The 11,907-nt window shown below is 37.8% G+C and carries 10 protein-coding genes; 9 read left to right on the plus strand and 1 reads right to left on the minus strand.

Features of this window, described 5'->3' with window-relative positions:
* The 9 genes from BLR79_RS07295 to BLR79_RS07335 form a co-directional block, all read left to right on the plus strand.
* The coding region (locus BLR79_RS07295; RefSeq protein WP_143338811.1) for an integrase core domain-containing protein at positions 1–240 on the plus strand (240 nt) is incomplete at its 5' end.
* A gap of 191 nt (positions 241–431) precedes the next feature.
* On the plus strand, positions 432–2,057 hold the full coding sequence (locus BLR79_RS07300) for a peptide ABC transporter substrate-binding protein (protein WP_092086437.1): 1,626 nt from the start codon (positions 432–434) through the stop codon (positions 2,055–2,057).
* A gap of 113 nt (positions 2,058–2,170) precedes the next feature.
* Positions 2,171–3,769: a peptide ABC transporter substrate-binding protein gene (locus BLR79_RS07305; RefSeq protein WP_092086440.1), complete on the plus strand. Its 1,599-nt coding sequence runs from the start codon at positions 2,171–2,173 to the stop codon at positions 3,767–3,769.
* Positions 3,770–3,918: 149 nt separating this feature from the next.
* Positions 3,919–5,526 carry a peptide ABC transporter substrate-binding protein gene (locus BLR79_RS07310; RefSeq protein WP_092086443.1) on the plus strand — a complete coding sequence of 536 codons (1,608 nt, stop codon included), beginning with the start codon at positions 3,919–3,921 and terminating at the stop codon, positions 5,524–5,526.
* 480 nt (positions 5,527–6,006) lie between these two features.
* A complete protein-coding gene (locus tag BLR79_RS07315; RefSeq protein WP_092086446.1) occupies positions 6,007–6,939 on the plus strand; it encodes an ABC transporter permease in 933 nt (310 codons plus the stop codon).
* A gap of 1 nt (position 6,940) precedes the next feature.
* On the plus strand, positions 6,941–7,882 hold the full coding sequence (locus BLR79_RS07320) for an ABC transporter permease (RefSeq protein ID WP_280522566.1): 942 nt from the start codon (positions 6,941–6,943) through the stop codon (positions 7,880–7,882).
* Positions 7,883–7,890: 8 nt separating this feature from the next.
* Positions 7,891–8,955 (plus strand): ABC transporter ATP-binding protein, encoded by a 1,065-nt coding sequence (locus BLR79_RS07325; RefSeq protein WP_092086449.1) that lies wholly within the window; start codon positions 7,891–7,893, stop codon positions 8,953–8,955.
* Positions 8,948–9,868, plus strand: a complete 921-nt coding sequence (locus tag BLR79_RS07330; RefSeq protein ID WP_092086452.1) for an ABC transporter ATP-binding protein — start codon at positions 8,948–8,950, stop codon at positions 9,866–9,868. Before BLR79_RS07325 ends, BLR79_RS07330 begins: the two co-directional genes overlap by 8 nt.
* A gap of 55 nt (positions 9,869–9,923) precedes the next feature.
* Positions 9,924–11,081 (plus strand): M20/M25/M40 family metallo-hydrolase, encoded by a 1,158-nt coding sequence (locus tag BLR79_RS07335; RefSeq protein ID WP_092086455.1) that lies wholly within the window; start codon positions 9,924–9,926, stop codon positions 11,079–11,081.
* Between the two features lie 98 nt (positions 11,082–11,179).
* On the opposite strand, the gene BLR79_RS07340 is transcribed toward BLR79_RS07335, so the two are convergent.
* Entirely contained in the window at positions 11,180–11,575 is a 396-nt protein-coding gene (locus BLR79_RS07340) for an IS3 family transposase (protein WP_159427626.1), read from the minus strand.
* Positions 11,576–11,907 lie beyond the last annotated feature (332 nt).

The following is an 11,907-nucleotide window of genomic DNA, read 5'->3' on the forward strand; positions in this document are numbered from 1 at the left end:
AAAGGGATTCAGTACAAGAGAACACGCCCTTATTCGCCTTGGCAGAATGGTAAGGTAGAGCGTAGCCATCGAATTGACGACGAGCGCTTTTACCATCGTCGAACATTTACGTCAGAAGAAGCGCTATTTAAGGCGCATGCGCGTTATATTAACCGAAGTAATAATATCCATCGTAAAGTACTTAACTTTTTGAGTCCAAATGAAGTCGTGGCCCAATACTTTGAATCACAAAGTGCTTAATTTTTTCTGGGGGGCCGCGGTCCCCCAGAACCCCATTCAATTCTATTTATTTTGTACTAGAACTTTAAGTATGTGTCACATATGTTTGACTACTCTAGAATTTCATCAATTAAAAAAGTAGACTCTCATTGACTTTTGCCCCCTTATTCGCTATATTAAACTTATTAAAAAAAGATGAGGAGACGATCCCAATGAATCAATGGTTACGAAAGTTAACATTATTGACAGCAAGTTTATTTACATTAGGTACGGCCGCAAGTGCTGTAGCTCCTGTTGTTCATGCAGAAGATGAGCAAGTATTGGAGTTAGCAATCGGCTCAGAGCCACCAACAATTGACCCAGCTTTAGCGACAGATAGTACATCGGGTGCGATTATTCGTAACGTATTCGAAGGTTTAACAACTTTAGACGATAAAGGCGAAGTCCAACCAGGTGCAGCCGAATCTTGGGAAGTAAGTGAAGATTTACTTACTTATACCTTTAAATTACGCCAAGATGCGAAATGGTCTAATGGAGGAGACCCTGTTAAAGCTAGCGACTTTGAGTATGCTTGGAAACGCGTTTTAAACCCAGAAACAACGTCAGAGTATTCATCAATTATGTATGCAATTGCTGGAGCAGAAGCTTTTAACGCAGGTGAAGGAAACGCAGACGAAGTGGGTGTTAAAGCAATTGATGACCACACATTAGAAGTTAAATTAGCACAACCAACACCATACTTATTAGAGTTAACAGCCTTTTATACTTACATGCCTGTTCATCAAGCAACCGTTGAAGCTGAGAAAAATTGGGCAGCTGAAGCCGGAGATTTATACATTACAAACGGTGCGTTTAGTTTAGAAGAGTGGAACCACTCAAGCGACTACGTTTTAGTACCAAACGAAGAGTATTGGGACCGTGACGCTGTCCAATTAGACCGCGTTAACGTTCAAATTATTGAAGAAGAGTCTACCGCAAATACTCAATTCCAAGCAGGCGCTTTAGATTATTTAGGAGCTCCTTATAGTACAGTCTCATTAGATGCGATTGATTTATTTAAGTCAGAAGATCAATTGGAAACTAAAGACTATGCAGCGATTTACTGGTATAAAGTAAATACAACAGATGACGTTATGAAAAACGTTAATATCCGTAAGGCTTTAGCTTTAGGATTTAACCGTCAAGGTTTAGTTGAAAACGTATTAAAAGGCGGCCAACAACCAGCGACTTCTATTGTTCCACCAGCGATTGAAGGCTTTGAAGAAGACCCAGGTTTCTTTAAAGATGCTGATTATGATCAAGCTAAAGAATATTTAGCTAAAGGTCTAGAAGAGTTAGGAATGAAAGATCCAGCTGAATTAACTATTAATTTATCTATTAATACAAGTGAAGCGCACGCTTCTATTGCACAATACGTTCAAGAAGAATGGGCCAAAAACTTAGGTATTCAAACGCAAATTGATAACTCTGAATGGCAAGTGTACTTAGATAAAGTTAACCAATTAGATTATCAAGTAGCACGTTTAGGTTGGATTGCTGACTATAATGACGCATCAACTTTCCTAGAAATGTACGCAACAGCTGACAACGGTAACAACGACACTGGTTGGGAAAACGAAGAGTATAAAAACTTACTTGACCAAGCAGCACAAGAAGCTGATGAAACAAAACGTACTGAGTTATTAAAAGATGCCCAAGCGATTATTATGGAAGAAATGCCAGTCATCCCTGTTTACTTCTACGTGAACAACTATGTTGTCGCTGATAAAGTAAACGATATGCAACCAGATGCATTAGGGAACATTAACTTAAAATACGTTTCTGTTAACGCAGAATAATTTATTCATAAGAAGTCTTGCTCCTTAGGGGCAAGGCTTTTTTATTTTGTTGTTGACTTATTTTTTATTTAGATTATGATAAGGTTATAAAATGAAATAAAAAGGAGAAAACAATGAGACAACTAATTAGAAAAATAATGTTAGTAGTTGCGAGTTTTTTATTAGTTGCAACGAGTAGTTTAAATGTGTTCGCTCAAGATGTTCAAGAATTAAACATTTCCATTGGAACAGAACCGCCAACTATTAGTCCTACTTTAGGAACAGATACTACTTCAGGAGCGATTTTAAGTAATGTTTTTGAAGGATTAACAGAAGTGGGAACTGAAGAGCCGGCTGGGGCTGAGTCATGGGAAGTATCAGAAGATGGGCGCGTTTATACGTTTAAATTAAGACAAGACGCTAAATGGTCTAATGGTGAACCTGTGACGGCTTATGATTATGAATACGCATGGAAAGCGATGGTTAATCCAGATTCTGCAGCTGGAAACGCTGCAATGTTTTACATTATTGAAGGAGCTAAAGATTATAACGAAGGTCAAGCAGATGAAGACGCGGTAGGCGTTAAAGCACTCGATGACCATACTTTTGAGGTTACTTTAGTTAATCCAACACCATACTTTATTAGTTTAACTGGACACTATAACTTCTTCCCAGTAAATAAACAAATCGCCAGCGAAGACCCGAATTGGGCAAGTGATTTAACAGATAACTATGTTTCTAACGGTCCTTTTGTACTAACAACATGGAACCATAATAGTGACTTAGTCTTAGAAAAGAATGGTCAATATTGGGATAAAGACAATGTGGCGCTTGATGTAGTCAACATTGATATTATCGATTCAGCAGGCACAGCGAACGTTGCCTTCCAAAATGGTTCTCTTGATTATATTGGTAACCCGTTTAACTCAATCTCTTTAGAAGCGATTGATATTTACAAAGACCAAGATATTTTACAAACAAGCGACTATATCGCAGACTACTGGTACATTTTGAATACAGAAGATGAAGTAATGTCGAACGTAAACATTCGTAAAGCACTTGCTTTAGCGATCGATCGTCAAGGTTTAGTTGAGAATGTGACAAAGGGCGGACAAACGCCAGCCTTTGGACTAGTTCCACCATTTGTTGAAGGTTTCTCTGATCGCAATAATTACTTTGAAGATGCTGATTATGATCAAGCTAAGGAGTACCTAGAAAAAGGTTTAGAAGAATTAGGCATGAACGATCCAAGTGAATTGAATTTACAAATTTCAATCAACACAGACGAAGGACACGCAGCGATTGCTCAGTATATTCAAGACGAGTGGAATAAACATTTAGGTGTTCAATCACAAATTGATAACACTGAGTGGCAAGTGTTCTTAGATAAGATGGAGCAAAAAGATTACCAAATTGGCCGTTTAGGTTGGACAGGTAAATATAATGATGGAAATACATTCTTAGATATTTATACCTCTAAAGATCACGGTATTAACTACACTGGGTGGGAAGATGAAGAGTATACACGTTTAATGGAAGAAGCAAGCAAAGAAGTAGATGAAGAAAAACGTTTAGAGCTGATGAAAGAAGCCGAAGCGATTTTTATTGATCAAATGCCGGTGATTCCAATTAACTACTACTCCAACACATATGTAGCCCAAGACCATGTAAAGAATATGAAACCTGATTTACAAGGACGCATTTTACTAAAACATGTTTCAGTTGAACAATAGAAATTCTAAACACTCTCCTTCCGGAGAGAGTTTTTTGAGTATAATAAGAAAAAAGATTAAAATAAGGTTGAATTAAATGAGGAAATCATTATAATTAGTTTTAATCCTTTCTCATAAAAAGGAAAATTACGTAGAAAAGAGGAAAAAATATGAAAAAAATACTGAAGATTTGGATGGTTAGTTTACTTTTTTTATTAGTAGCTAGTCATAATCTTTCTGCATTTGCTCAAAATGAACAACAACTTAATCTTTCAATGTTAACCGATCCAACGCTAGATCCTGCGTTAACTTCTGACACTTATTCGCCTGCTCTATTAAAAAATATCTTTGAAGGATTAGCTCGTCCAGATGAAAATGGAGAACTCCAACCGGCTGCAGCCGAGTCTTGGCAGGTAAGTGACGACGGGACCGTTTACACATTTAAATTAAGACAAGATGGACAGTGGTCAAACGGAGATCCTGTTAAAGCGAGTGATTTTGAATTTGCATGGAAACGTGTGGTGGATCCACAGACAGCATCCAATAAGGCTTTTGAACTTGCTGTGATTAAAAATGCTGAATCTATTACTGAAGGAGATACACCAGTAGAGGATTTAGGTGTTAAAGCATTAGATGATTATACGCTTGAAGTCACTTTAGAACGTCCCACACCTTACTTTATTGAGCTTGCAGCAAGAACAGGAACAATGTTACCCGTTCACCCAGCGACGGTAGAAGCTGATGAAACAGGTTGGTCCACGAAAGGGCATGAAGACTATGTATCTAATGGCCCTTTTACTGTGGATGAGATCAGTTTAAGCAGTCACTACACATTAATCAAAAATGAACATTATTGGGATAAGAATCAAGTGTCGTTAGATGGAATTCATATTGCGATTATTGAATCAGAGCAAACGGCTAACACGGCGTTTCAATCAGGTGACTTAGACTTTATTGGTATTCCATTTAATACAGTGTCTTTAGATGCAATCGATACTTATGAACAGCAAGGTCTTCTTGGTGGAATAGATATAGCGGCAAACTATAATATCAAGATGAACATTACAGATGAACTGTTATCAAATGTGAATTTAAGAAAAGCTTTAGTGCACGGGGTAGACCGTCAAGGTTTAATTGATAACGTAACGAAAGCTAAGGAAACTCCAGCGATGAGTTTAGTTCCACCAACCGTAAAAGGTTTTGAAAATGTCGAACCTTATTTTGAGGATCGCGATTTTGAAACAGCAAAAGAGTACTTGAATAAGGCTTTAGATGAGTTAGGGATGAAAGATCCAAGTGAAATACAATTAAAGTTATCTTTTAACACAAATGAAGCCCATGCAGCAATTGCACAACACTTACAGCAAGGATGGAATGAAAATCTAGGGATTCAAGTGGAGCTAGATAATACAGAATGGCAAGTTCATTTAGATCGTATGACGATGCTCGACTATCAATTAGGACGCATTGGAAACACTGCTGATTATAACGATCCATATTCTATTTTAGAAATGTATTACGCAAAAGAAGTAGGTACTAACCGTACTGGATATGAAGACCCGGAGTACCAACAACTGATTGACGAAGCACAAAATGAACAAGACGAAGAAAAACGTCTGGAACTACTGAGAAAAGCTGAAGCACATGTAATGGACGCCGCTCCTTTTGTGCCGCTTTATTTCTATAAAAACTTGCATGCTACACAACCAAATGTTAAAAATATTACTCCTGATCCGTTCACTGACACTCAATTGAAGTATGTTGAAATCGTAAAGTAATAATTTCAAAAGTTATTTACAATTATCAGTATAATTTGAAAGATAAGCTTTAAAATTGAGAGTAAAATTGGTTGATAGCTGTTTGTTGTATCTTTACTTAACAGCAAATAATACTCTATATAAGTTTTTAAACAGATTAAATAATCCAGATAATTAAAATTCGTACACTTTCTTCTCATAAAAGAATAGCATCATTTTAAGATATACTTCAATTGTGATGTTTTAAAAATATTGATACAAGTTCTCTTACAAGTATTTGTAATGATAAATATTAGTCATTTCTCTGCTATTTTTTGGTAAGTTAAACCCTCACATAAAATACACGAGAAATGACTTTTTATATGGTGGTATTTCATATTTAGTTGTGCTGAAGCTCACCAATTGAATATAGCAGAAATACTGTTTGACAAGCGTAATTTTTTCCGCTATTTTTATTTATAATACTTTAAATTATGATGAGAAAATTTAGGAGGATTAATGATGGCTAAATATATTGGCAAGCGATTATTGCATATAGCCGTTGCACTATTTTTTATTGTGACGTTAACATTCTTTTTAATGCGTCTAGCTCCAGGAAACCCTTTTGCTAGTGAGCAACAAGTGGTGACACCCGCTATTCAACAACAGCTGAATGAAGCGTATGGATTAGATAACCCGTGGTACATTCAATATAAAGATTATTTAGTGAATGTATTGAAATTTGATTTTGGTGAGTCGATGAAATATCGTGGGCGTTCAACTAACGATATGATTCTGGACAGTTTCCCAGTGTCCTTAGTTCTAGGGCTACAGTCGATGTTAGTTGCTGTAGGATTGGGAGTTTTATTAGGCGTTATTTCTGCAACTTACCATAATAAAGCCGGTGACTACTTAGCCACCATTATTGCGGTACTAGGAATTTCAGTTCCTTCCTTTATTTTAGCTGGTTTAATGCAATATTTCTTTGGATTAAAATTAGGCTGGTTCCCAATTAGTGGTTGGAAAGGTGCTATGTATACTGTTCTACCGACCTTTGCTTTAGCGATGGGTTATATGGGGAATACGGCTAAAATGACCCGGTCGGGCTTATTGGAACAAAACACTTCTGAGTATGTTCGATTAGCTCGTGCTAAGGGGTTACGTAAATGGCAAATTGTTTTTAGACATTCTTTACGAAATGCCTTATTACCTGTTGTATCTTACTTAGGACCTTTAACTGCTGGCGTTATTACCGGTAGTTTCGTTGTGGAAAACATTTTTGCGATTCCAGGACTTGGCCGTCACTTTGTGACTAGTATTAATAACCGTGACTACACTGTTATTATGGGAACGACGGTTTTCTATTCAATTATTTTATTATTCGCTGTTTTATTAGTAGATATTATTTATGTTCTACTTGATCCAAGAATTAAATTAGAAGGAGTGGACAACTAAAATGATGGATTCTCAATTAACAAGAGAACACCTTCTTGTAAATGCAGAAGACTTTGAAATGGTCGGTATTAAAGAAGACGAAACAGACGTCATTAGTGCCAAGACGATTTCATTTTGGTCGGAAGTATTTCAAACATTTATGCGTAACAAGCTAGCGATGTTTGGTGTTGTCGTTTTAATTATTGTCGCTTTAATGGCGATTTTTGCTCCTGAATTATCAAAGTATAGTTTTAGTGAACAAACCGGTGCTTATAATATGCCACCTAGTAGTGAGTTTTGGTTTGGAACAGATAACTTAGGTCGAGATATTTTTGTTCGTGTCTGGATGGGAGCGCGCATTTCTTTAATTATTGGTCTTGCGGCAGCTGCTATTGATGTGGTCATTGGTGTTTTATGGGGAAGTATTGCTGGAGTTGTAGGTGGCCGTGTAGATAACTTTATGATGCGTGTTGCCGACGTATTGACAGCTGTTCCTTATTTATTAGTTGTTATTTTACTTTTAGTTGTGATGGAACAAGGACTTATTCCAATGATTGTTGCTTTATCCATTACAGGATGGGTACGAATGGCTCGTATTGTTCGTGGTGAAGTTCTTTCAATTAAAAACCAAGAATATGTTTTAGCTTCTAGAACGTTAGGAGCGAGCACATGGCATTTAATTAAACGTCACCTTATTCCTAACGCCATGGGATCGATCATTGTAACGATGACACTAACGATTCCTCAAGCGATTTTTACGGAGTCGTTTTTAAGTTACATTGGATTAGGTGTCACACCTCCGATGGCTAGTTGGGGAACGATGGCTTCGGAAGGAAACGAAGCGATTTTAACTGCGCCATGGCGTTTAATTTTCCCGGCTGTTCTTATTTCCTTGACCATTTTTGCGTTTAACGCTGTCGGAGACGGCCTTCGTGATGCGTTGGATCCAAAGTTAAGAAAGTAGGCATATAGATGACAGAACCAATTTTACAAGTTAAAGATCTACACGTAAGTTTCAGAACTTTTGCGGGAGTAGTAAAGGCTGTTCGTGGGGTTAACTTCACTTTAAATAAAGGCGAAACATTAGCCATTGTCGGTGAATCTGGATCCGGTAAGAGTGTGACGAGTAATGCGATTATGCAGTTAGTACCAACGCCTCCTGGATTTTATGAAGGTGGAGAGATACTCTTTGAAGGACGAGACTTACTTCAATTAGACGAAAATGAAATGAGTCGTGTTCGCGGAAAAGACATTGCGATGATTTTCCAAGACCCAATGACGGCTTTAAACCCAACGATTCGTGTAGGTAAGCAAATTATGGAAGCGATCCAAATTCATGATAAGTCCGTAACCAATGAACAGGCGAAAGCTCGTGCCATTGAGTTGTTAGAAGAAGTAGGAATTGTGAATCCAGAACAACGCTTTTCTCAATATCCTCATGAATTTTCAGGAGGAATGCGCCAACGTGTCGTTATTGCGATCGCTTTAGCGGCTGATCCAAAGATTTTAATTGCTGATGAGCCGACGACAGCGCTAGACGTGACCATTCAAGCACAAATTTTAGAATTGATGAAAGAAATTCAAGAACGAAATGGTAACTCAATTATTTTTATTACCCACGACTTAGGCGTGGTGGCTAATATTGCGGATAAAGTTGCGGTTATGTATGCAGGGCAAATCGTTGAATATGGAACAAGCCATGATATTTTCTATCGTCCAAAACATCCGTATACGTGGGGGTTACTGGGAGCGATGCCTGATTTAAACAATAATCAGTCTACTCAGCTATTTACCATTCCAGGGTCTCCGCCTAACTTAATTGATCCGCCGGTGGGCGATGCTTTTGCGCCCCGTAATAAATACGCGATGGCTATTGACTATAAACAAGAGCCACCGATGTATCAAGTGAGTGAGACGCATTTTGCCAAAACGTGGCTCCTTCACCCTGATGCACCTAAAGTAGACATGCCACACATTGTTAAAGAACGTATCGAGCGTTACGTGAACCAGAAAGGAGGAGCTATCCAACATGACTAAAAAATTAGTAACCGTTGAAAATTTAAAACAATATTTTGGCAGCTCATCCAAATTGGTTCGCGCCGTGGATGGGATTAACTTTGATATTTATGAAGGTGAAGTACTGGGCCTTGTAGGCGAGTCGGGAAGTGGTAAGTCAACAACGGGCCGTTCGATCATCGGTCTGTATGATATTACTGACGGAGCGGTTTACTTTGAAGGAGAGAAAATTAGTGGTGAAGGCGCTAAACATGATCCTAAAAAGGTCGCTCGCAATATGCAAATGATCTTCCAAGACCCCTACGCTTCTTTAAACCCGCGGATGACGGTGGGGGAAATTATTGGAGAAGGCTTTGATATTCACGGTCTTTACAAAAATAAAAAAGAACGCCGCGAGCGTATTAATGAATTATTAGAACAAGTTGGTTTATCGAGTGAACACGCTAACCGATACGCTCACGAGTTCTCTGGTGGACAAAGACAACGAATCGGAATCGCCCGAGCGTTATCGTTGGATCCTAAATTCATTATTGCCGACGAACCTATTTCAGCTCTAGACGTATCGATCCAAGCTCAAGTCGTTAACTTAATGAAAGAGTTACAAAAAGAGCGCGGTCTAACTTATTTATTTATTGCCCATGATTTATCTATGGTTAAATATATTAGTGACCGAATTGCGGTCATGTATGCCGGTAAGATTGTCGAAATAGGATCGGCAGATCAAATTTATAATCAGCCCGTTCATCCCTATACTCGCTCTTTACTATCAGCGGTTCCTCAACCGGATCCAATTAGTGAAAGTACGCGAGTTAGAATACCTTACCAACATGAAGAAACAACTTTAGAAGAAAAGATTCATGAAATAGAACCTGGTCACAGTATTTATTGTGACGACAATCAATTCCAACGATGGATGGAAGAATCAAGACAATAGTTATAGTAGCCATAAGTGAGTGAGCTTATGGCTAATTTTATAAGGAGATATTAAAATGAATAAACTTGAACAGATTAAAAGCTATATTAAACAACACGCAGACGATATATTAGCTCTCTTAGAACAAATTGTTAATATTGAAAGTGGCCCCGATCATCCTTTAAACGTACGTGAAATTTATAAAGTATTGTCACCTTTACTGGAAGATATAGGATGTGATATTCGCACTGTTTCAATGGAAAGTGGTGCGGATGTTTTAATTGCAGATTGGGATAATGGATCGACCAAGCCACCGATTATTTTTGGCGGTCATGTTGATACAGTGTTTTACGAAGGAACAGTTACTAAGCATCCTTTTAAAATAGAAGAAGATAAAGCGTATGGACCTGGCGTCTTAGATATGAAAAGTGGTATTGTTATGGCGATCTATGTTTTAAAGGCGCTTCAATATATCGGCTATCAAGAACATCCGATCCGTTTAGTAATTGTGGGAGATGAGGAGACGGCTCATCGCTTTACAACAGCAGATAAAGTGATGATGGAAGAGTTTGAAGGCGCAGAGTTTATGCTAAACTTTGAATCTGGAAGTGAAGAAAACCGTTTTTACATTTCTAGAAAAGGTGCTGCTATTTTGAAAGTTACTATTGAAGGTATTTCAGCTCACTCAGGCGCAGGTGCTAGAACAGGACGTAGCGCTATTTTAGAAGCGGCTCATAAAGTAGTTGAATTAGAAGCATTAAATGACTTAGATCGCGGAAAGATGATCAACGTAGGTGTTATTCAAGGCGGAACGAGCGCTAACACTATTTCTGGAGATTGTGAGTTTCTAGTAACGTATCGTTTCCCCACTCAAAATATAAAAGAAGAAATTGAAGCAGATTTAAAGAAAGTATTAGATTATCAATATGTTGAAGGCACAAAAACAACTTATGAAATGCAAGGGATGCTTGATGCGTTTGAAACCCTCGACGGAGTTCATGGAATCTTTAATCATTTCCAACAAGTGGCTAAAGAAATGGAATATGGAACTTTGAAAGCTGTAGAAGGTGAAGGAGGATCTGACGCCGCTTATGCATCCAAGGTTAACGTACCTGCTATTTGTTCAGTGGGTGGTCCAGGTAAGCATGCTCATACTTTAGAAGAATATATTTCTATTCCCGCCTTTTTTGAACGTTTAATTTTTGTTGCCCAAGCAGTTAACGAGTATAAATAAAATAAAACCAGCTTTTGTACTCTGAACTGCCCCTGTCAAGTAGACAGGCAAATAAACAAATTATTTTGTGCCATGCGTGAGTGTTCTCCCATGGTTTTTTATGCTGGAATTTTGAGCCCCATAGCTAAAGTCACTCGTTCATTATTGTAGAAATCAATATAGCGTGCAATATCTGCTTCGAGTGCTTCAAAACTGTCATAAGTATTCAGTCGGTACATCTCAACCTTTATAATGCCCCAGAAGTTCTCCATCGGCCCATTATCTATACACTTTCCAACGCTTGACATACTTTGGATTAATCCATGCTCATCCACAAATTTTTTAAAGAAGTAAGAAGTATATTGGAACCCTCGATCACTATGAAACAGGGTTTCGCCAGAAATGATTTCATCCTCAATTTGGACAACTGTATCTTCGACCAACTGATTAATGTTACGCTTCGATAGCTTGTGGGCAATGATTTTGTTGTCCCCATAATCTAAGATGGCGCTCAAATAACTTGAATTTACCCAAAATTTTACGGTTTCATAGATAATAACAAAAGTCCGAGGTGTTCACATGTGGAAAGCATGGATTCCTCGGGCTTTTAAACTATCCACAGCGTAAATCTGTGGACTAATTTCGTCCTGTTGCATGGTATAATTGAATCATCACAAAACAAAAATACAGAACAGGAACTGAGGTTATTTTACCATGAATTCTATAGAAATATATCAAACGAAGCGAAGTTTACTTACTTTTTTAGAAAAACTGACTAAAGGTCTTTCTAAACCACGGAAGAAATTTTACAGCGATATTTTATATGGAATGTCAAAAGCTCAAAATA

This window comes from Dolosicoccus paucivorans (assembly GCF_900100125.1).
Lineage (GTDB): Bacteria > Bacillota > Bacilli > Lactobacillales > Aerococcaceae > Dolosicoccus > Dolosicoccus paucivorans.